We start from the raw sequence: 20912 nt of genomic DNA on the forward strand, positions 1-20912 counted from the left end.
CGAGAAGATCGAACCGTCAAAAGAGCCAAACATCACTGCTCTTTCAACTCCTTCAAGACTTCGATGAACTGAAGTAAGCCGCTGCCGAAAACTGCGTAACTCATTGAATCTCAAGGAGTTTTCCGTTTCGACTGCGCCGGAAGTGGGGCGAATTATAGACTTCCTGAATCTGCCGTCAACCGTTAATTTCAGTTTTATTGCAAAACCTGCTTTTTAGTCAGCAAACGAGGGATGCGACGCGCAACAGCGGGCACACGTAGCAGCAAAAGCGCTGCACCTATAAAGGCGTAGATTGCCCACTCTTTAAGATCAGCTCGCACAATCCACAGCATGTGCAGCAATCCAAGCCCGAGAATCACGTACACCAACCGATGCAGTTTCTTCCAGCGCACACCTAAATGACGCTGGCTGTAGCGATTAGAGGTTACTGCCAACGCCAACAACCCGATAAAACCCAGCGTACCCACAATGATGTACGGCCGCTTACGCAACTCCACGCCCAACTGCGACCAGTCGAAGCCGAGGATAAACGCCATATAGCTGAACAAATGCAGACTCACATAGGCAAAACACCAGAGTCCCAACTGACGGCGCACAGCAATCCAGCCCGCCCACCCCGTCAATTTCTGCAGCGGCGTCATGCTCAATGTAATCAACAGCAATACCAACGTCCCCAGCCCCAATCGATCAACCAGGACTTTGCCAGGATCCGGCCCGAGCAAATCGGCGAACGCTTGATAAAACCAAAGCAATGGCCAAATCGCCGCAGCGATAAAAACGCCTACACGCCAGAACGGATATCGCATCAGTAGTTCTTCCGCAGATCGAGCCCTGTATATAAAGAAGCGACTTCATCCGCATAGCCGTTGAACATCTGTGTATCACGCACATTCGGCTTGAACAGACTGTTCGGCAGACGCCGCTCCCGTGCCTGAGTCCAGCGCGGGTGATCAACCGTCGGATTCACGTTGGCATAAAACCCGTACTCATCTGCCGCGATGCTCTGCCAGGTAGTTTTCGGTTGCTCGCTGACCAGACTGATACGCACGATGGACTTCACACTCTTGAAGCCGTACTTCCACGGCACCACCAGACGCAACGGCGCACCGTTCTGATTCGGCAATTCACGGCCATACATGCCAACCGCCAGAATCGCCAAGGGATTCATTGCCTCATCCAGGCGCAAGCCTTCTACATAAGGCCAATCGATCAGGGCGAACCCCGAACGCTGGCCTGGCATGCTCTTGGGATCCTGCAGGGTTTCGAAGCGAATGTATTTGGCCTTGGAGGTCGGCTCGACCTGTTTGAGCAGCGCAGAGATCGGAAAACCAATCCACGGGATGACCATCGACCACGCCTCAACACAGCGAAGGCGATAAATACGCTCCTCCAACTGGTACGGTTTCATGAAGTCTTCCAGGGCGTAACGTCCTGGCTTACCCACCTCCCCATCGACGACAACGCTCCACGGCTCGGTTTTCAGCGAGCCAGCATTCGCCGCAGGGTCACCCTTGTCGGTGCCGAACTCATAGAAGTTGTTGTAATGGGTTGCGTCTTTATAAGGCGTGATCGCCTCATCCTTGACGTTGACTGCGCCCCATTTAGTAGAGGACAGCTTGTCGGTAAACCAGGCAGGCGCTTTACCGGGTTCGACATCGGCGTACCGAGCGGCATCCTCGGCATTGGCCCAGCGCGGCAGGCTACTGACAGCAAGTCCGGCAGCAGTAGCCCCCAACAATTGGCGACGAGAAAGATAAATGGATTCAGGCGTGACATCCGACTCATGGCAGTCGGACGCTTTGGGGATTTTGATCAGCATGGCAACTCCGCAGTTTTGGAGGACAGATGCACCCATAGACTGCGGAGTATGCGGGAAATTACATCATTCGGCGTTTTTGTGACGACGAAGACGCAACAGGTATTGCACAGGGCCGGAAGCGGCGTAACCGAGGAACACCAGCAGTAGAATTCGCGGTGGATCGCTGAACACCACGGCGAACACCAGCACCACGGCGAGGATCGCCACGAACGGCACGCGCCCCTTCAAGTCCAGCTCCTTGAAGCTGTTGTACTTGATGTTGCTGACCATCAGCATGCCGGCAGCCGCCACCATCAGCGCGACCAGGAACGACATCTTCGAACCCTGAATGCCGTAATCGCTGAAGGCCCAGACGATGCCTGCGACCACGCCGGCAGCTGCCGGGCTGGCCAGGCCGATGAAGTATCGCTTGTCAGCCGTACCGACCTGGGTATTGAAACGCGCCAGACGCAATGCTGCACCGGCTACATAGATGAAGGCGACCATCCAGCCGACCTTGCCCATGTCGCCCAATGCCCAGCCAAAGGCCAGCAGCGCCGGCGCTACACCGAACGCGACCATGTCCGACAACGAGTCATACTCGGCGCCGAAGGCACTTTGCGTATTGGTCATGCGCGCTACACGGCCATCAAGACCATCGAGCACCATGGCCACGAAAATCGCGATCGCGGCGAAGGCGAAATACTTGCTCGCATTCGCAGAGTCACCGGCGCTCAAGGCAGCCTGGGCACTCATCGAGTTGATGATGGAATAAAACCCTGCGAACAGGTTCGCAGTGGTGAACAGATTCGGCAGCAGATAGATACCACGATGCCGGACTTTACGACCTTCTGCGTCGTGCCCTTCCTCGACATGTTCATCGATGGGCAGCAGGCTTTCGGCGTCAGAAGCCTGGTTCGGCTCTTCGGGACGTTCGCTCATGGACATTACCTTGCAACGGTTTGGAAAAATTCGACAGGTGCCTGTGACGACGGTTCGGCCACAAACGATGCAGCTTTATACCAGAACCATCGGTTTCAAACGAAAAAACGCGGCCGAGGCCGCGTTTTTCGTACAAAGATGACGACTTAGTTTTTGGCTTTGTCGACGATCTTGTTGGCACCGATCCACGGCATCATGGAGCGCAGTTGCTCGCCGATGATTTCGATACCGTGAGCGGCGTTGTTACGACGCTTGGCGGTCATCGAAGGGTAGCCGGTAGCGCCTTCGCTGATGAACATTTTGGCGTATTCGCCGTCCTGAATACGTTTCAGGGCATTGCGCATGGCCTGACGGGATTCGGCGTTGATCACTTCCGGGCCGGTCACGTACTCGCCGTATTCAGCGTTGTTGGAGATCGAGTAGTTCATGTTGGCGATACCGCCTTCGTACATGAGGTCAACGATCAGCTTCAGTTCGTGCAGGCACTCGAAGTAGGCCATTTCCGGCGCGTAGCCAGCTTCAACCAGAGTTTCGAAACCGGCTTTCACCAGCTCAACGGTACCGCCGCACAGTACGGCTTGTTCGCCGAACAGGTCGGTTTCGGTCTCGTCCTTGAAGGTGGTTTCGATGATGCCGGTACGACCGCCACCCACGCCAGCTGCGTAGGACAGTGCAACGTTTTTGGCGTTGCCCGAAGCGTCCTGGTAGATCGCGATCAGGTCAGGGATACCGCCGCCCTTCACGAACTCGGAACGCACGGTGTGACCCGGGGCTTTCGGCGCGATCATGATCACGTCGAGGTCGGCACGCGGAACAACCTGGTTGTAGTGAATAGCGAAGCCGTGGGAGAAGGCCAGGGTGGCGCCTTTCTTGATGTTCGGCTCGATTTCGTTCTTGTACAGCTGGGACTGGAATTCGTCCGGGGTCAGGATCATGACCAGGTCGGCGCCAGCAACAGCGGCAGCCACGTCGGTCACTTTCAGGCCGTGAGCTTCGGCTTTGGCAACAGTGGCCGAACCTTTACGCAGACCAACGGTAACGTCGACACCGGAATCTTTCAGGTTGCACGCCTGGGCGTGGCCCTGGGAACCGTAACCGATGATGGCAACTTTCTTGCCCTGGATGATCGACAGGTCGCAGTCTTTATCGTAGAAAACTTTCATGAATTTCCCCTATATATCCAGGCCGTTCAGGCCATTCGCTAATTTGGTTTAGATGCTGAGTACTTTGTCGCCGCGGGCAATGCCGGTCACGCCGCTACGGACGGTTTCCAGAATCGATGCGGTGCCGATGGACTGAATGAAGCTGTCGAGCTTGTCGCTGGTACCGGTCAGTTGAACGGTATACACGCTGGCGCTGACGTCGACGATCTGTCCACGGTAAATATCGGTGGTGCGTTTGATCTCGGCGCGCTGGGCGCCAGTGGCCTTGACCTTGACCAGCATCAGCTCGCGCTCGATGTGAGCGCTTTCCGACAGGTCCACCAGCTTGACCACTTCGATCAGCTTGTTCAGGTTTTTGGTGATCTGCTCGATGATTTCATCGTGGCCAACAGTGGTCAGCGTCAGACGCGACAGAGTCGGGTCTTCGGTTGGCGCCACCGTCAGGCTTTCAATGTTGTAGTTGCGCTGCGAGAACAGGCCGACTACGCGAGACAAAGCGCCGGGTTCGTTTTCCAGAAGCAGGGAAATAATGTGCCGCATGATTAAGTACGCTCCGTCTTGCTCAGCCACATATCGCGCATGGAGCCGTCTTTGATCTGCATCGGATAGACGTGCTCGCTGGTATCGACCGAAATATCGATCACCACCAGACGATCTTTCATGGCGAACGCCTCTTCCATCTTCGACTTCAAGTCTTTCGAATCGGTGATGCGCACGCCGACGTGACCGTAGGCTTCAGCCAGTTTGACGAAGTCAGGCAGCGACTCCATATAAGAGTGCGAGTGGCGGCTGCCATAGCTCATGTCCTGCCACTGACGAACCATCCCCAGAACACCGTTGTTCAGGATGACGATTTTCACCGGCAAGCCATATTGCAGGCAGGTCGACAGCTCCTGGATGTTCATCTGGATGCTGCCTTCACCGGTGACGCAGGCAACGTCGTCATCCGGGAAGCTCAACTTGATGCCCATGGCCGCCGGGAAACCGAAGCCCATGGTGCCCAGACCACCGGAGTTGATCCAGCGGTTCGGCTTGTTGAACTTGTAGTACTGCGCCGCGAACATCTGGTGCTGGCCCACGTCGGAGGTGATGAAGGCATCGCCCTTGGTCACTTCGCACAGGGTCTCGATCACGGTCTGCGGTTTGATCAGGCTGCCGTCGCCCTTTTCATAAGGAAACAGGCCGCGATCACCACGCCACTCATCGACTTGCTTCCACCAACTGGCAACGGACTCCTTGTTCGGGGTCTCACCGATTTCCTTGAGGATCGCGACCATTTCGGTCAGGACGCTCTCCACCGGGCCAACGATTGGCACGTCGGCCTTGATGGTCTTGGAGATCGAAGCCGGGTCGATGTCGATGTGGATGATCTTGGCGTTCGGGCAGAACTTCGCCGCGCCGTTGATCACACGGTCATCGAAACGCGCGCCGACAGCCAGGATCACGTCGGCATGGTGCATCGCCAAGTTGGCGGTGTAGCTGCCGTGCATGCCGAGCATGCCGATGAACTGCCGGTCGGTGCCAGGGAAACCGCCCAGGCCCATCAAGGTGTTGGTCACTGGCAGGTTAAGCATTTTCGCCAGTTCGGTCAGCGGTGCGGAACCGTTGCCGAGGATCACGCCGCCACCGGAATAGAGCACTGGGCGTTTGGCTGCCAGGAGCATTTCTGCCGCCTTGCGGATTTGCCCGGAGTGGCCGCGGACGGCCGGGCTGTAGGAACGCAGCTTGGCTTTTTTCGGGAAGATGTATTCGAACTTCTCGGCCGGGTTGGTCATGTCTTTCGGGATATCGACCACGACCGGGCCCGGACGACCGGATTGCGCCAGGTAGAAGGCCTTCTTCATGACTTCCGGGATTTCCGAGGCGTGCTTGATCATGAAGCTGTGCTTCACGATCGGCCGGGAGATACCGATCATGTCGGTTTCCTGGAACGCGTCGGTGCCGACCATGGTGCTTGGCACCTGACCGGAAATGATCACCATTGGAATCGAATCCATATAGGCGGTGGCGATACCGGTGATGGCGTTTGTGGCGCCAGGACCTGATGTCACCAATACCACGCCGGCTTTACCGGTGGCACGGGCATAGCCGTCAGCCATATGGGTAGCCGCTTGTTCGTGACGAACCAGGATGTGGGTCACTTCCGGTTCTTTGAACAGGGCATCGTAAACATGAAGAAGAGCACCACCCGGGTACCCGTAGATATATTTGACGCCTTCGTCACGCAAGAAGCGGACGAGCATCTCACCGCCAGATAAAAGCTCCACGTTGTTCACCTCTAAAACGCCAGAATACCGTCCACACAAAAGGGGCGGGTCTTAATAGGTTTACTTCTCGGCAGAGCATGAGCGACGGTGGTCGCCGACTACGTCAGCACTGACTGAGCAAGTATTGGGATCGTCCCAAGTGTTGCGGGCCTTTCCCACCCAGCGCGAGGTAACGCGTTGCGGGTGTAACAGGTCGACGCGGATATGCGCCTCATGATCTACCGAGTGGGTCTGCTTCTGGCAGTCCCTCTACAGCGGACTTTGGATTCTTCTGTTTCGCCCTCTCCAAGTCAAGCCGTCAATGTGCTTAATTGTGGGTAAGCACATGAGAACGCAAGAAAAAACCTGAAAACAGCTACTCTGTTAGCGTCAATTGCGCAATTTTGCCAAGGAATCAGCATGCGAACGCTTCTGTTAACTCTGCTGATCGGCCTCAGCCCCTGGTGCTCGGCCGCTCAAATCTACAAATGGGTAGATGCCCAGGGCGTCACGCACTTCGATGCGCAGCCACCGCAAGGGCTGCCGGCGACGACTGTGCAGACGCCCTCCTCGCCCCCAACGAAACCTGCCGCCATGCCTGGCAGTGGTGCGCTGGGCGATCAGAAAGCCATCGACGACAAGGTGAAGAAACAGGTGGCGGAGCAGCAGGCGCAGCTCAAGGCGTTTTGCGAGCAGGCACGGACGAACCTGGCGCAATTGCAGAACAATCCGCGGTTGAGGGAGGAAGTGGAAGGACAATTACGGCGGCTGGATGATGCGCAGCGGCAGGAGCGCATTGTCGAAGCGCAGAAGCAGATTGCGCAGAACTGCGAATAAAAATCTGTAGGAGCTGCCGCAGGCAGCTCCTACAGGGGATCGGCTCTAGCGGGAAGCGGTAATCAGCAGGTCAAACTCTTTGAGCAGCACCTGCAGCTGTCGATCCTTGCCCTGCAGATTGCGCTGGGCGAAGACCATTTCAGCCATTTCCTGAATGCCCGAGGCGTTGGGCAACGACAGATCCTGCTCAAGGATCATTTTCATCCGTGGCAGGAAGATCCATTGCAGCCATTGCTCGAAATCCAGCGTGTCGACCGAAAACGGCTCCACACTGCTCAAAGCCTCGGCGGACGGCTGGACCTCGTCCCACCAACCCTGCGCGCGCAGTTCACGCTCGATCAGCAGCAACTGATCGGCGATTTTCGGGAAACGGGAATCCATCACAGCGAAACCTTGGCCTTCTGACGAGCCAGCGCTGCGCCGGCGGAATCGCCTTGTTTCTCACGGGACTGCGCGATGATCTCCCACAGGTTGGCCTGCAAGTCCGGACGACCGTTGGCCATGGTCAGCGCACGACGGGCGAACTGCTCGGCCTGTGGCGCGTCGCCTTGGGCCATGCGCACTTGCGCCAGACGATAGAGCACTTGCGGCTCACGCGGGGCTACACGCTGAGCACGCTCGAGGCTGGAAGACGCACCGTTGAGGTCGCCACCAGCCTGCTGCTGTTGCGCAGTGGTCAGCAAGGCGAGCACCGGGCCATCGAGCTGTTCGTCCGCCGACAGACCACCGCCACTGCTGGCCGAAGGAATCCCGCTTGGCGTTGAAGGCATGCTGTAGCTGCCGGAGTTGATCGGTGCCGACTCGACCGGCGACGGGTTGTACGGCCCTGCGGTGATTCCGCCGGAAGCCGGGCCCGGCACGATCGGCGAGGAGCTGATCGGCGCCGATGTTGTGGCGCCACCACCCGGCACCATCACCACCACGCCGGTATCGCCTTGCGGGATGGCCTGGGATTGCGCCTGGCCCTGGACTGGGCGTTTGACCGTCGTCTTGCGGAAACCGCCGTTGGCCGACAGCCGTTCGCTGTTGGACACGGCTGTGCCGGCGTCCACCACCGGGATCGAACCACGCTGTACGGTAGAGCAGCCACTGAGCAAAGCCACGGCAGTCACCGCCGGAATCAACCACTTGTTCACTTGAAACCCTCTTTGCTTAATTCATCCAGCCCTTGACCCAATCCATCACCGACTCCGGCGAGGCAGGCGTTTCGCTTGCACACGCGGCGCCGGGTGGCGGTTCGCTGCCGCGAATATACGGCATCTGCACCGCCCCCGGACAGTTGGCATCGGAGCCTTGCCCGGTACGCGAATCGACCCACGCCTGCACAATGTTGTCCGGCTGCGGCATGTCCAGCGGCAGCGGATCGGCCTTGCGCATGAAACTGGTCCAGACCTGCAATGCACCGGTCGCCCCGGTGAACGGGGTCTTGCCGTTGTCGTCGCGACCCAGCCAGACCACGGCCAGCAGATCCTGACTGAAACCGGCGAACCAGCTGTCACGCGAATCGTTACTGGTACCGGTCTTGCCGGCCAGCGTCAGGGTCTTGGGCAGCACGTTATAAACCGAGCTGCCGGTACCTTCACGCATCACCCGCTGCATGGCGTTCTGGATCAGGTAGATGGACGCCGGATCGAAACGCTGCTCGATCTGGAACGGATAACGCTTGAGCGGCTCGCCCTCGGCGGTCAGCACACTGCGAATCCCGCGCATCGGCGTATTGAAACCACCGTTGGCGAGGGTCTGATACATGGTCGCCACTTCGATCGGGGTCATGCCGCCAGCCCCGAGCAGCATCGACGGGAACGCCGGGAATTCCCGGGTCACGCCCAGACGCGCAAGGGTCTTGAGCACATTCGGCACACCGACTTCCAGACCCAGGCGCGAGGTCGACAGGTTGTACGAATGCGCCAGCCCTTGATAGAGGAAGACTGTGCCGTGGGAGCGACGGTCATAGTTCTGTGGTTTCCACACCTGGCCGTCCGCGCCTTTGATCGACAGCGGATCATCCGACAGCCAACTGGTCAGCGTGTAACGGCTCGGCTTTTCCAGTGCGGTCAGATACACCGCTGGCTTGACCAGGGAACCGATCGGCCGCACGGCGTCCAGCGCCCGGTTGAAACCGGCATAACTGGCCTGACGACTACCGATCATCGCCTGCACTTCGCCGGTTTCCGGGTTGGTCACGACCATCGCCGCTTCCACGTCATCGGAGCCCTTGCGTCCAGCCAGCCGTTTGAAGGTGTCATTCACCGACGCTTCGGCCTTCATCTGCAGAATCGGGTCGAAACTGGTGAAGATCCGCAAGCCTTCTTCGGTCAAGTCCTCGTCGCGATAGTCTTCGCGCAACTGGCGTTTGACCAGATCGATAAAGCCCGGGAACGAGCTGTCGGCAAGCTTGCCGCGCGTGGTCACGCCCAAGGGCATTTTCTTCGCCGCTTCAACCTGTTCGGCAGTCGCCACGCCTTGCTGCTCAAGCACGTCGAGCACCAGATTACGGCGCTCTAGCGCTCGCTCCGGGTTGCGACGCGGGTTGTAATAGGACGGGCCCTTAACCATGCCGACCAGCAGCGCGACCTGATGCAGCTTCAGCTCGGACAGTGGCTGACCAAAGAAGAACTGGCTGGCCAGACCAAAACCGTGCACAGCACGCTGACCGTCCTGCCCGACAAAGACTTCATTGAGGTAGGCCTCAAGGATTTCCTTCTTGTCGTAATGCAGCTCCAGCAGCATTGCCATCATCGCTTCAGTGAGCTTACGGCTCAGGCTGCGCTCGTTGGTGAGGTAGAAGTTCTTGACCAATTGCTGGGTCAGCGTACTGCCGCCCTGGGTCATCTTGCCGCCAGAGGTATTGACCCAGATCGCCCGGGCAATCGATTTCGGCGATACGCCCCAGTGGCTGTAATAGTCGCGATCTTCCACCGCTACCAGGGTTTCCAGCAGGTACGGTGGCACCTGATCGAGCTTGATCAGGATGCGGTCTTCGAGGTTTTTCGGGTAGATGCCGCCGATCATCAGCGGCTCGAGCCGCACCACGGACAATTTACCGCCGTTGAGCCCGGAGAGCTCGGCCACATAGTCGCCAGAGAAACGCACGCGTACTGGCTGGGCTTTTTCCAGGCCTTCATAGAACTGGAAGCCGCGGGTATTCAGATCAACGGTATTGCCGTTGACGGCGGCAGCGCCGGGGCCATTGCTCACAGCTTCGCGGCGATAGCCCAGGGCATCGAGTTCGGTGAGGAAATCGTCCTTGCTCAGCTTTTGTCCGACGAACAGCTCAAGCGGACGCGCGTAGACCTTGGCCGGGATGGTCCAGCGCTTGCCGGAGAACTTCTCCTGCACCACGGCATCGAGGTAAACGGCGAAGCCGGCCAGCACCACAAGGCCGACCAGACTGAGTTTAATGGCCCAGCTCAACCATGGGCTGAGGCCCTTGGAGACTGGTTTTTTCTTGGTACGGGGGGATCGAGTTCGAGTCATGGCGGCGGATTATACGCACTTTATTCATACTCAACAGGAGCGCTCCGAGGTTTGCGTCAGGCTGGCGAGCGGCCATAATGGCGACCTCGAATTTCCCAGTCTCTGAAGGATCGCCCGTGAGCCAGTCCCTGATCGCTGCCCTGCAAAACCCGGCCCTCTACCCGCACCCCGTCGAAGGGTTCCAGGTCATCGAAACCCATATCTCGTGGGTGATCCTCACCGGCCCGTTTGCTTATAAAGTGAAGAAGCCAGTGAATTTCGGCTTCCTCGACTTCACCAGCCTCGAAGCGCGCGAGCATTTCTGCGCTGAAGAACTGCGCCTGAACCAACGTCTGACCGATGATTTGTATCTGGACGTGTTGCCGGTGACCGGCAGCGTCGAGGCGCCACAACTGGGTGGCGACGGCCCGGTGATCGAATATGTGCTGAAAATGCGTCAATTCCCGCAGACCGGCCTGCTCAGCACCCTGCAAGCCAACGGTGAGTTGACCACCCAGCACATTGATGAAATGGCCGAGCAGATCGCCAAATTCCACCTCAGTGCGCCAAAAGTCCCGGCCGAGCACGACGCCGGTACCCCGGACAGCGTGATGGCCCCGGTGCGCCAGAACTTCGAGCAGATCCTGCCGTTCCTCAGCGACAAAAACGATCTGCTGCAACTCGAAGCCCTGCAAGCCTGGGCCGAAAGCAGCTTCGATCGTCTCAAGGCACTGTTCAGCCAGCGCAAGGCCGAGGGTTTCACTCGCGAATGCCACGGTGACATCCACCTGGGCAACGCCACTGTCATCAATGGCAAAGTGGTGATCTTCGACTGCATCGAGTTCAACGAACCGTTCCGCTTCACTGACGTCTGGGCCGACACCGGTTTCCTGGCGATGGACCTGGAAGACCGTGGCCTGAAATCCCTGGCCCGCCGCTTCATCAGCCAGTACCTGGAGCTGACCGGCGACTATCAAGGCCTGGAAGTGCTGAATTTCTATAAAGCCTACCGCGCACTGGTTCGTGCCAAAGTCGCGCTGTTCAGCATGCCGGCGGATGCCACCCCGGTGCAGCGCGCAACCACCCTGCGCCAGTACCGCAACTACGCCAACCTGGCGGAAAGCTACAGCACCATTCCATCGCGCTTCATGGCCATCACCCACGGCGTATCGGCTGTCGGCAAGAGCCACGTGGCCATGCGTCTGGTCGAAGCGCTGGGGGCGATTCGCCTGCGTTCCGACGTCGAGCGCAAGCGCCTGTTCGGCGAGCAGACCGTAGCCAACGACGTGCAGGCCGGGATTTACAGCGCCGACGCCAGCGCCGCCACTTATGCCCGCCTGCATGAGATTGCCGGAGTGATTCTGCACGCCGGTTTCCCGGTGGTGATCGATGCGACCTACCTCAAGCGCGAGCAACGCGACAACGCCGCTCAAGTGGCCGAAGCCACCGGCACGCCGTTCCTGATCCTCGACTGCAACGCACCGCAAGCCGTGATCGAAAGCTGGCTGGCGATTCGTCAGGCCGACAAAAAGGACCCTTCCGACGCCACGCTGGCCGTGATCGAGGCCCAGCAATCTAGCCGCGAAGCCCTGACGCCAGAGGAAATTCTGCGCAGCAAGCGCGTGCAGACCAATGAAAGCGGGACCCTCGACACCGTAGTCGCACAGATTCGTCAGCGCCTGCCAGGCCTGTAAGAAACTATTTCGGCCGTGAAGCCCTCGCTTGCTTCACGGCCGTCAAATAGTGGCACTATACTGGCGTCATAAAACCAACAGGTGATGTGACATGAGCCAGCCGAAACTTCTCGACACCCCGCTTTATGCCCTGCTGCACAAAGACGACATCGCAGGCTTCAACAAGGAACGCCCGAACGACGGCCCGATCGATATGGTCGGTGGCGACTTCCGTGGTCTCGACTTGCGTGAACTGAACGCCGATGGCGTGGATTTCCGGGACGCCTACTTCCGCTCTGCCGATTTGCGTGGCATCGATTTCCGTAATTCATCGCTCGAAGGCGCGAGCCTGGCCCATGCGCAGATTTCCGGCGCGTACTTCCCGCCGGAACTGAGTGCGGACGAGATCCTGATGTCGATGAATTTCGGCACCCGCCTGCGCTATCGCACTCGCTGATAATTTTTATCTTTCTCTGACCCGACGCCTTTCCCGTGTGGGAGCGGGCTTGCTCGCGAAGGCGTAGTGTCAGTCGATACATCTGTTGGCTGAAAGCCCCCCTTCTCGAGCAAGCCCGCTCCCACATTATTTCCGCGTTTCTTCCCTCCTTTCTGCGTTCGCAGCCCCTTTCTTAGAAGCGTTTGCGTCTAATCCGACCAAACAACCACGCTTTTCCTACTGATGGCTACACTCCTGAGAAGATCGCCCACGCACCATTCGGCCGTCGCAAGGAGGCTTGATGAATGATGAACTGCAACACCTGAAGAATCTTGGCAAGACGTCGGCGCAGTGGCTGCATGCCGTGGGCATCCACAGCGCCTCGGACTTGCGTCGCCTGGGGGCGGTGGACGCCTATCGGGCCGTGCGTACCCGCGGGTTTCGCGCATCAAAGGTGTTGTTGTACGCGATCGAAGGGGCGCTAATGGATGTGCACTGGAACGACATCCCGGCCGAACGCAAAGACGCCTTGAACAAGCAGCTCGAAGCCATCTCCTCGCGTCACAAGAACTGAACAGGCGCTGACGGCCATGTATTTGCTCGGGGAACAATCGGCACCGGTCGATGCACTGATCAATCGTTTGCAGAGCTTGCCCGCGCGCTGGCTGGAAGGCCTTGCGCCGTGCGGGCGAGCCTTTGAGCCAGAAGTCTCTGACGACCTGATGGCGCAGCTCCCACACGATCAGCTGTTTCTGCTGACAGAAGGCGTGATCCACGGCTACATCGGCGGCCGTGCGTTGTTTTACTGGCAAGAGGGCGATCTGATCGGTCTACAGCAAAGTGACGCCTGGGCCGATTGCCGACTGCGCAGCGACGGACCATCGCGCTTGTTGCCCTATCGGCGAACCGAACTGTTCCAGCATTTGTATGCCGAACCGGATCGGGCCGAGCAATGGCTTGAGTATCTGCTGGGGCAGATGGCGCTGCTGGCACACGCGGTGGCCGAACTGAAACCGCGGGAGTTTCGCAGCACCAATGGCTTCAAACGGGTCGAGAGTGGTGAGGTGTTGATCCGGCAGGGCGATGCCGCTGATCACGTCTTCGTGATCATTGAGGGGCATGCCGAAGCGTTTGTTGATGGGCACAAGGTCGGCGAAGTGCCCAAGGACGAGATTTTCGGCGCCATGGCGGTGTTCACCGGTGAACCGCGCAATGCCACTGTCATCGCTCACGAGCCAAGCACGGTGATGCTGATTCCAGGCGAGCAGTTTCTGAGCATGACCCGCAACAATCCGAAGATTGCCCACAGCCTGATTGAGAGCATGGCCCGGCGCATTGGCCAGCTCAATCAACAGATCACGCAACTGAGTGCGATCAAGGCTGCGCGTTAAGCCCCCTGTTTCCGGGACATTCCGGCCATTTGTACGACTAAATCAAGTAAATGGAAAAACAGTGGTTGACTCGCTAATGAGAATCGCTATGATTATCACAACTGGTCGCGAGATCAGTCGATATTCTGAAAAGCCCTTGGTTCGGACTCTCAGATTATCTCCTCATCAGGCTAATCACGGTTATTTGACCCGGTTTTTACCGGGTCTTTTTTTGCCTGTGGAAAAGTCACTGGCCGAACTGTTTGCGCATCTGTGCGCAGTAATCCTGCGCGGGCGTGGCCGGGGTGTACCAGACGTAATCGGCCATCGCCGCAGTCACCTCGGCGCCCTGCTCGGCCAGCATCAGCACCGTTGGCGCTTGGGCTGCGCCCAGATCCAGCACATGCAGCGGCACGCCAGCATCCTTGCGCGCATGCCAGGCACCCGCCAGCAGCAAGGCTGGCATCGGCGCTGCCAGCAAACGTTCGGCCATGCGTCGATCGCGCTGTTGCTGAACCGCGAGCATCGCCGGCATCTGTGATTTGGGCAGCAAGCCGCAATGTGAATCGCTGATCTGTTCGAGCAGCGTGGCTTTCACCAATGCCGCATTGCTGCGAACACCGCTCAGGGCGGGCGACTGGCGATAGACAGCGCGGATTTCGCCGTCATCCAGATTGGCCGCCAACAGCGGATAGGGTTGCGTGAGGGCAAACCGAATGATCGGTCCATAGAAATTCCAGTCCCAGCCATCCTGCCAGGCCAACGCGGCGGGAAGATCAGTAGGGGGCGCTGCTGCATGGCGAACCTGGTCAACGTTCGGCTGTTGCTTCGGCGTGAGCATTTCCAGCAGCAGACTGCCCTGAGGACGCTGCTCCCCAAGTGCCTGCAACAGCCACAACTGCGCGGCGTGGTGATCGGCGTTGTCATGCTGCTCGCCGATGATGAGCAGTTGCGGCCCCGACAGTCGCGTCAGCAGTTCCTGTGCCGTCAGTATCTGGCCGCTGTGCAGATCACGAATTTCGCCACTGATTGGCGGGGGCGGGGCAACATGCTGACACCCTGCAAGCAGCAACACCGCTAACAACCACATCCCGCGCATACCAACACCTCAATGAGAAATCAGCGGGCGATGATCAGCGGATGCCCACGCTCCGGGTGCGGCTGCACCAATACCTCGAGACCGAACACAGCTTTGAGCGAGTCCGGTCGCAAGACTTGCTGCGGCGTATCCAGCGCCACCGGGCGCCCGCCTTCGAGCAGCAACACCCGATCACAATAGCGCGCCGCCAGATTCAGATCATGCAGGATGACCAGCACCGCCGCGCCACGATCGGCAAACTCGCGCACCGCCTGCAACGTGGTGTGTTGATGCAAGGGATCGAGCATCGAGGTCGGCTCATCCAGCAACAAGGTTTGCCCGACCTGCCCCGGCCATAACTGCGCCAGCACCCGCGCCAGATGCACACGCTGGCGCTCGCCGCCCGACAGCGCCAGATAACTGCGCCCGCTCAGATGCCCGGCATCCGCAGCGGCCAGCGCTGCCACAACGATCTCGTCGTCGCGCGCCCGACCGCTTTGATAAGGCAGGCGGCCCATGCCGACCACTTCTTCCACGCGAAAGGCAAAATCCAGCGTCGACACCTGCGGCAACACCGCCAGGCGCTGAGCGCGCTGTGTACCTGTCCAGTGACTCAGCACCTTGTCGTCGAGCAACACCTCACCGTCACTGGCCGTCAGCTCACCGCACAAGGCACCGAGCAAGGTGCTTTTGCCGGCACCGTTCGGTCCGAGCACACCCAACACCTCACCGGGTTCAAGCTGCAGGGTGACGTCGCTGAGCACGGTCTTGCGCCCGCGGCGGATGTGCAGATTGTGCGCACGCAGCATCAGGCACGACCTCGCAACAGCAGGTAGAGGAAGAACGGCGCGCCGATAAACGCCGTGACGATACCGATCGGCAACTCCGCCGGCGCCAGCGCCAGCCGCGCCACCAGATCCGCCAGCAACAACAGGCTCGCACCCGCCAGTACCGACGCTGGCAGCAACACCCGGTGATCGGGCCCGGCCAATAAACGCACCAGATGCGGCACCACCAGCCCGACGAAACCGATCATCCCGGCTGCCGCTACCGCCGCGCCAACACCCAACGCCGTGCAGAACACCAATTCACGTTTGAGCCGCTCGACATCGATCCCCAGATGCCCCGCCTCGGACTCCCCGAGCAACAACGCATTCAGCGCCTTGGCACGCCGCGGCAACCACAGCGCGACGCCAGCGCTGATAATCAGCAACGGCCACAAACGCGCATAACTCGCACCATTGAGGCTGCCCAGATTCCAGAAAGTCAGCGTGCGCAAAGTCGCGTCATCCGCCAGATAGGTGAACAGACCCACCGCCGAGCTTGCCAATGCCGTCAGGGCGATCCCTGCCAGCAGCATGGTCGCGACGTTAGTCTGGCCGTTGCGCCGACCGAGCCGATAGACCAGCGCCGTCACCCCCAGTCCACCGAGAAACGCGCACGCCGACAACAGGTACGGCCCGAACCACTCCGGCAAACCGCCAAAAAATGACCCGCCGACAATCGCCACCGCCGCACCCAGCGCTGCCCCACTGGAAACCCCGACCAACCCGGGATCGGCCAGCGGATTGCGAAACAAGCCCTGCATCGCCACACCCGACAGTGCCAGCACACCGCCGACGGCCAGACCGAGCAAGGTGCGCGGCAGACGGATCTGCCCGAGGATCAGCTCGGCCTGCTCCAGACCGTCCGGCGCCAACGGCACACCGACCATGCGCAATGCAGCGCGTAACGTATCGAACAGCGGCAGGCTCACCGGCCCCAGCGCCAACGACAGCCAGATGGCCAGCAAACACAGGAGCGTCAGGCCGATAAACAGGCTTCGTGGTTTGACCAGTACGGTCATTGGCCGCTCGCAGTCAGGTAGAAGCCGTCAGACAAATTCTTCAGTGCCGCCGGTAAACGCGGCCCGAGCCCGCCGACCAGCAGCGTCGGATCCAGCTCCAGCACCCGTCCGGCCTTGGCCGCGCGGCTTGAATTGAGAATGGGGTTTTCCTTGAACAATGCCGCTTTTGCCGCCTCACCGCTCAACGCGCGATCAGCAAACACCAGCACCTCAGGATCGAGCCCGGCCAGCGACTCCACGGAGAACGGCTTGTAACCGGTATGCGTCGCCAAGTTATGTCCGCCGGCCCGTTGCAGCAGCCAGTCGGCGGCAGTGTCCTTGCCGGCAATCAATGGCTTGCCGCCGGCATGCCCGATCAGCACCAGCACACCGGGCGCTTTATGTTTGGTCTGCAACTCGGCGACTCGGGCTTTCTGCGCGGTTAGCTGCTGTTGATAACTTTCCAGCAACTGCGCCGCCTGGGCTTGCGCGCCGAGCAACTGCCCCAGATGCGTGATGTTTTTTTCCAGTGTCGGCAGATCCGGCTGCGCCGAGAACAGTTCGACCTGTACCTTGGCGTTTTTCACTTGAGCGATAACCGGTGGCGGGCCCATTTCTTCGGTACCGATGAGAATGTCCGGGCGCAGGCTGAGAATGCCTTCAGCCGAGAGGCTGCGTTGATAACCGATGCTTGGCAGCTGCTTCAGCGACTGCGGATGCTGGCTGGTGGTGTCGACCCCGACCAGTTTGGATTCGCCACCCAATGCACTCACCCACTCCGAAAGCGCCCCACCGGCGCTGACCCAACGCTGTGGCAAATCGGCAGCTGTCGCCTGAAGGCTGGCGAGCAGTCCGACACACAGCACGGCAACGCGGGTAATCAGGCGCATACGCAGCTTTCCTTGAAAAGTTTTCCCGGGCAGCGAACCGGCGGGCCAAGTATCCTTGACGGCGGTTGCGCGCAGTGGGCGAAGGCGGCCATTTGATAATTGTTTGCATTTAAACGTCAAGCTCGGACATTTCCTGAAACGAGCAGACATTTGAGGATAGCCATGAAGTTTTTGTGCGCCGGTACCGATCTCGCTGAGGCCGGCAGCCGTGGGTTCGACATCGATGGCAACAAACTGTTTGCCGTGCGCCGCAATGGCCAGGCCTATGTTTATCTCAACCGGTGCCCGCATCGCGGCGTCGGTCTGGAATGGCACCCCGACCAGTTTCTCGACCCGAGCAACAGCCTGATCCAGTGCGCCACCCACGGCGCACTGTTTCTGATCGAGGACGGTGAATGCGTCGCCGGGCCCTGCGCCGGGCAATCGCTGACCGCCATCCCCTGCCGCGAAGATGCCAAAGGGTTGTGGATAGATATTTAACCGCTGAGCAAAACGTCCAGCCGCCGGTCGATCACCATCTCTTCGTGGTTCAAACGCACACCGTAGGCCAACACCTCGACCCCGCACGCCACCGCTTCACGCAGGGCATCCGCGTACGCCGAATCGATTTCTTCGGCCGGTCGCACCGCTTCAATCCCGCTGAGATTGACGCAATACAACTGCACCGCACGAATACCGTCACGGGCCAGATGCGCCAGCTCGCGCAGATGCTTGGCGCCGCGCTGGGTAACTGCGTCGGGAAACGCCGCCACATTCGTCCCGTCGAACCCCAAAGTGACACTCTTCACTTCCACATAAGCCGGCCCGCTCGGGTATTCGAGGCGAAAGTCGATACGGCTCTTTTCCTGACCGTACGCCACTTCGCGTTTAAGCGCCGTGAAGCCGTTCAACTCGCTGATGACACCGGCCTGCAGCGCCTCTTCAACGAGGGCGTTGGCGCGGCCGGTGTTCACGCAGAACAGTCGACCCTGCGGCGTTTCCCCGATTTCCCAAGTGCCGGGCAGTTTGCGCTTCGGGTCGTTTGAGCGACTGAACCACACTTGCCCGCCTTCGACCTGACAGTTGAGCATCGAGCCGGTGTTCGGGCAGTGCAGGATCAACAGCTCGCCATTGACCGTTTCAACGTCCGCCAGAAAACGTTTGTAGCGGCGAATCAGCCGCGCCTCTTCCAGAGCCGGATAAAAGCGCATCAGCCTTGCCAGCTCTTCAAGCCGCGAGCGATACGTTCCGCCGCTTCCTGTAAGCGAGGGAGGTTTTGCGTGTAAGCGAAACGCACATGGTGGCTGGCCTGATAACGCCCGAAATCCAGCCCTGGGGTGAAGGCAACGTGTTCGGTTTCGAGGAAATGACGGCAGAACGCGAAGGCATCACCGCCGAACTGGCTGATATCGGCATACAAGTAAAACGCACCTTCAGGCTCGACGGCGATATTGAAACCCAACTCGCGCAACGCCGGCAGCAGGAAGTCGCGGCGGCGGCCAAATTCGGCGCGGCGCTCTTCAAGAATGCTGATGGTGTCCGGTTCGAAACAGGCCAGTGCCGCGTACTGCGCTATGCTCGGGGCGCTGATGTAGAGGTTCTGTGCGAGCTTTTCCAGCTCACTGACCGCAGCCTCCGGCGCCACCAGCCAGCCGAGCCGCCAACCGGTCATGCCGAAATATTTGGAGAAACTATTGAGGACAAAGGCACTGTCATCGACTTCCAGCACGCTCGCGGCATCAGTGCCATAAGTCAGGCCGTGGTAGATCTCGTCCACCACCAGATGCCCGTGGCGCGCCTTGATCGCTGTGGATAACCCGGCCAGTTCATCGCGGGTCAGGATAGTCCCGGTGGGGTTGGCTGGCGACGCCACCAAGGCACCAACGCTGTCGTGGTCCCAGTGCCGCGCCACCAGATCCGGAGTCAGTTGGTAACGCACCTCCGGCCCGACCGGCACCAGTTGCGCCGCGCCTTCGACCAGACGTAGGAAGTGCCGGTTGCACGGGTAGCCCGGATCTGCAAGCAGCCAGTGTTTGCCGGGATCCACCAGCAAGGCACTGGCCAGCAACAGCGCACCGGAGCCACCGGGGGTGATCAGGATCCGCCGCGGATCGATGTTCAAACCGTAACGCGATTGATAGAACCCGGAAATCGCCTCGCGCAGTTCAGGAATACCGCGCGCCGCGGTGTAGCGGGTCTTGCCCGCCGTCAGCGCAGCCTGCCCGGCACGGATGATCGGCTCGGCCGTGGTGAAGTCCGGCTCGCCGATTTCCAGGTGGATCACGTCGTGACCTTCGGCCTGCAGTTCGTTTGCCCGCGCCAGCAGCGCCATCACATGGAACGGTTCGATCGCACGACTGCGCGCACTGTAAGGCTGAGCCATTGGTTTTCCTTCGACGGGGAAAAAGAGACGATTCTACCCATCTGCCGGAACGAGCGAGAACCCGTCGCGGTCACAGCCTCAAGAACGCTGGACTGTAACGATATGCGCGTACGCTCCAGGATTGACTAAAATCAGAGATTGATCAGGTCTCCATCACTGTCAGACATGGCTTGCCAGACTTCTGCAAGCGCCACCCGCCGGGGCCTCGACATCCGGGAGTAGCGCAGGCCGAATTGATCTGGTAAGTTCGCCCGCTTGCAGCCGCAGGGCCGGCAGGTGTCGGTGATGGAGCAATCCTGCGCAATGGATTACAAGAGTAGAGGCGGTCCATTTCATGCCCACCCAAGCAAAGCAACAGCAGCAAGTGACGATCAGCGGCTTCGAACCTTACGTTCCGAAGGAAGGCGAGGAGTACATGGGCGCCCCGATGCGCGCGCACTTCACCAAGATCCTGAACAAGTGGAAACAGGACTTGATGCAGGAAGTCGACCGTACTGTTGATCACATGAAAGACGAAGCGGCCAACTTCCCTGACCCGGCCGACCGTGCCAGCCAGGAAGAAGAATTCGCACTCGAGCTGCGCGCCCGCGATCGCGAGCGCAAACTGATCAAGAAGATCGACAAGACCCTCGAACTGATCCAGGACGAAGAGTACGGCTGGTGCGAGTCCTGCGGCATCGAAATCGGCGTCAAGCGCCTCGAGGCCCGTCCTACTGCGGATCTGTGCATCGACTGCAAGACCCTGGCGGAAATCAAAGAAAAGCAGGTCGGCAAGTAATCTCGACCTGAATGAAAAACGGAGCGTGCGAACGCTCCGTTTTTGTTTCTGCCTTTTG

General features: G+C 59.5%; 22 protein-coding genes. 7 read left to right on the forward strand and 15 right to left on the reverse strand.

Annotated features, from left to right (window positions below):
• Nucleotides 1-194: 194 nt before the first annotated feature.
• The 6 genes from msrQ to ACM6I7_RS26065 form a co-directional block, all read right to left on the reverse strand.
• Nucleotides 195-806 (reverse strand): protein-methionine-sulfoxide reductase heme-binding subunit MsrQ, encoded by a 612-nt coding sequence (gene msrQ / locus ACM6I7_RS26040; RefSeq protein ID WP_414889531.1) that lies wholly within the window; start codon nt 804-806, stop codon nt 195-197.
• Nucleotides 806-1819, reverse strand: coding sequence for a protein-methionine-sulfoxide reductase catalytic subunit MsrP (gene msrP / locus ACM6I7_RS26045; protein WP_414889532.1), 1014 nt, complete (start codon nt 1817-1819; stop codon nt 806-808). Before msrP ends, msrQ begins: the two co-directional genes overlap by 1 nt.
• A gap of 63 nt (nt 1820-1882) precedes the next feature.
• Nucleotides 1883-2740 (reverse strand): CDP-diacylglycerol--serine O-phosphatidyltransferase, encoded by an 858-nt coding sequence (gene pssA / locus ACM6I7_RS26050; protein ID WP_027614080.1) that lies wholly within the window; start codon nt 2738-2740, stop codon nt 1883-1885.
• 146 nt (nt 2741-2886) lie between these two features.
• Nucleotides 2887-3903: a ketol-acid reductoisomerase gene (gene ilvC, locus ACM6I7_RS26055; RefSeq protein ID WP_007959661.1), complete on the reverse strand. Its 1017-nt coding sequence runs from the start codon at nt 3901-3903 to the stop codon at nt 2887-2889.
• A gap of 48 nt (nt 3904-3951) precedes the next feature.
• Entirely contained in the window at nt 3952-4443 is a 492-nt protein-coding gene (gene ilvN, locus ACM6I7_RS26060) for an acetolactate synthase small subunit (protein WP_003205610.1), read from the reverse strand.
• A gap of 2 nt (nt 4444-4445) precedes the next feature.
• Nucleotides 4446-6170, reverse strand: a complete 1725-nt coding sequence (locus tag ACM6I7_RS26065) for an acetolactate synthase 3 large subunit (protein WP_098968456.1) — start codon at nt 6168-6170, stop codon at nt 4446-4448.
• Nucleotides 6171-6569: 399 nt separating this feature from the next.
• On the opposite strand from ACM6I7_RS26065, the gene ACM6I7_RS26070 reads away from it, so the two are divergent.
• Nucleotides 6570-6986, forward strand: a complete 417-nt coding sequence (locus ACM6I7_RS26070; protein ID WP_027614082.1) for a DUF4124 domain-containing protein — start codon at nt 6570-6572, stop codon at nt 6984-6986.
• Nucleotides 6987-7031: 45 nt separating this feature from the next.
• Here the strand turns inward: ACM6I7_RS26070 and ACM6I7_RS26075 are convergent, their stop codons facing one another.
• Genes ACM6I7_RS26075 through mrcB form a run of 3 tightly spaced genes read right to left on the reverse strand, consistent with a single transcriptional unit; the run spans nt 7032 to nt 10463 of the window.
• The gene (locus tag ACM6I7_RS26075; protein ID WP_414889533.1) at nt 7032-7367 is read right to left on the reverse strand and encodes a YqcC family protein; all 336 of its coding nucleotides are present in this window, start codon (nt 7365-7367) and stop codon (nt 7032-7034) included.
• Complete coding sequence (locus ACM6I7_RS26080) at nt 7367-8122, reverse strand: tetratricopeptide repeat protein (RefSeq protein ID WP_150367921.1); 756 nt, start codon at nt 8120-8122, stop codon at nt 7367-7369. The genes ACM6I7_RS26075 and ACM6I7_RS26080 overlap by 1 nt, the downstream gene beginning before the upstream one ends.
• Before the next feature lie 16 nt (nt 8123-8138).
• Nucleotides 8139-10463: a penicillin-binding protein 1B gene (gene mrcB, locus ACM6I7_RS26085; RefSeq protein WP_098965621.1), complete on the reverse strand. Its 2325-nt coding sequence runs from the start codon at nt 10461-10463 to the stop codon at nt 8139-8141.
• A gap of 116 nt (nt 10464-10579) precedes the next feature.
• On the opposite strand from mrcB, the gene ACM6I7_RS26090 reads away from it, so the two are divergent.
• The 4 genes from ACM6I7_RS26090 (at nt 10580) to ACM6I7_RS26105 (ending at nt 13942) form a co-directional block, all read left to right on the forward strand.
• Nucleotides 10580-12136: an AAA family ATPase gene (locus ACM6I7_RS26090; RefSeq protein WP_414889534.1), complete on the forward strand. Its 1557-nt coding sequence runs from the start codon at nt 10580-10582 to the stop codon at nt 12134-12136.
• Nucleotides 12137-12227: 91 nt separating this feature from the next.
• Complete coding sequence (locus tag ACM6I7_RS26095; protein WP_007963914.1) at nt 12228-12572, forward strand: pentapeptide repeat-containing protein; 345 nt, start codon at nt 12228-12230, stop codon at nt 12570-12572.
• A gap of 280 nt (nt 12573-12852) precedes the next feature.
• A complete protein-coding gene (locus ACM6I7_RS26100; protein ID WP_003228231.1) occupies nt 12853-13125 on the forward strand; it encodes a TfoX/Sxy family protein in 273 nt (90 codons plus the stop codon).
• A 16-nt stretch (nt 13126-13141) separates the two neighbouring features.
• On the forward strand, nt 13142-13942 hold the full coding sequence (locus ACM6I7_RS26105; RefSeq protein WP_414889535.1) for a Crp/Fnr family transcriptional regulator: 801 nt from the start codon (nt 13142-13144) through the stop codon (nt 13940-13942).
• A gap of 226 nt (nt 13943-14168) precedes the next feature.
• Here the strand turns inward: ACM6I7_RS26105 and ACM6I7_RS26110 are convergent, their stop codons facing one another.
• The 4 genes from ACM6I7_RS26110 to ACM6I7_RS26125 are packed head-to-tail and all read right to left on the reverse strand — an operon-like array spanning nt 14169 to nt 17714.
• Entirely contained in the window at nt 14169-15020 is an 852-nt protein-coding gene (locus ACM6I7_RS26110; RefSeq protein ID WP_414889536.1) for a ChaN family lipoprotein, read from the reverse strand.
• 20 nt (nt 15021-15040) lie between these two features.
• Nucleotides 15041-15808 (reverse strand): heme ABC transporter ATP-binding protein, encoded by a 768-nt coding sequence (locus ACM6I7_RS26115; RefSeq protein WP_414889537.1) that lies wholly within the window; start codon nt 15806-15808, stop codon nt 15041-15043.
• Complete coding sequence (locus ACM6I7_RS26120; protein ID WP_177416216.1) at nt 15808-16791, reverse strand: FecCD family ABC transporter permease; 984 nt, start codon at nt 16789-16791, stop codon at nt 15808-15810. The genes ACM6I7_RS26115 and ACM6I7_RS26120 overlap by 1 nt, the downstream gene beginning before the upstream one ends.
• A 50-nt stretch (nt 16792-16841) precedes the next feature.
• Nucleotides 16842-17714 carry a heme/hemin ABC transporter substrate-binding protein gene (locus ACM6I7_RS26125; protein WP_414889538.1) on the reverse strand — a complete coding sequence of 291 codons (873 nt, stop codon included), beginning with the start codon at nt 17712-17714 and terminating at the stop codon, nt 16842-16844.
• Nucleotides 17715-17876: 162 nt separating this feature from the next.
• Here ACM6I7_RS26125 and ACM6I7_RS26130 point away from each other — a divergent pair, with 162 nt between their 5' ends.
• Nucleotides 17877-18194: a Rieske (2Fe-2S) protein gene (locus ACM6I7_RS26130; protein ID WP_414889539.1), complete on the forward strand. Its 318-nt coding sequence runs from the start codon at nt 17877-17879 to the stop codon at nt 18192-18194.
• Here ACM6I7_RS26130 and sfsA read toward each other — a convergent pair.
• Both sfsA and ACM6I7_RS26140 read right to left on the reverse strand, forming a co-directional pair.
• Nucleotides 18191-18904, reverse strand: a complete 714-nt coding sequence (gene sfsA / locus ACM6I7_RS26135) for a DNA/RNA nuclease SfsA (RefSeq protein WP_414889540.1) — start codon at nt 18902-18904, stop codon at nt 18191-18193. The two genes, ACM6I7_RS26130 and sfsA, sit on opposite strands and share 4 nt — an antisense overlap.
• Nucleotides 18904-20076, reverse strand: coding sequence for a pyridoxal phosphate-dependent aminotransferase (locus ACM6I7_RS26140; protein ID WP_414889541.1), 1173 nt, complete (start codon nt 20074-20076; stop codon nt 18904-18906). Before ACM6I7_RS26140 ends, sfsA begins: the two co-directional genes overlap by 1 nt.
• A gap of 334 nt (nt 20077-20410) precedes the next feature.
• Between ACM6I7_RS26140 and dksA the strand changes: the two genes are divergently transcribed.
• Nucleotides 20411-20854, forward strand: a complete 444-nt coding sequence (dksA, locus tag ACM6I7_RS26145; RefSeq protein ID WP_027614094.1) for an RNA polymerase-binding protein DksA — start codon at nt 20411-20413, stop codon at nt 20852-20854.
• Nucleotides 20855-20912 lie beyond the last annotated feature (58 nt).

It is taken from the genome of Pseudomonas sp. IT-93MI4 (assembly GCF_949767635.1).
GTDB lineage: Bacteria > Pseudomonadota > Gammaproteobacteria > Pseudomonadales > Pseudomonadaceae > Aquipseudomonas > Aquipseudomonas putida_A.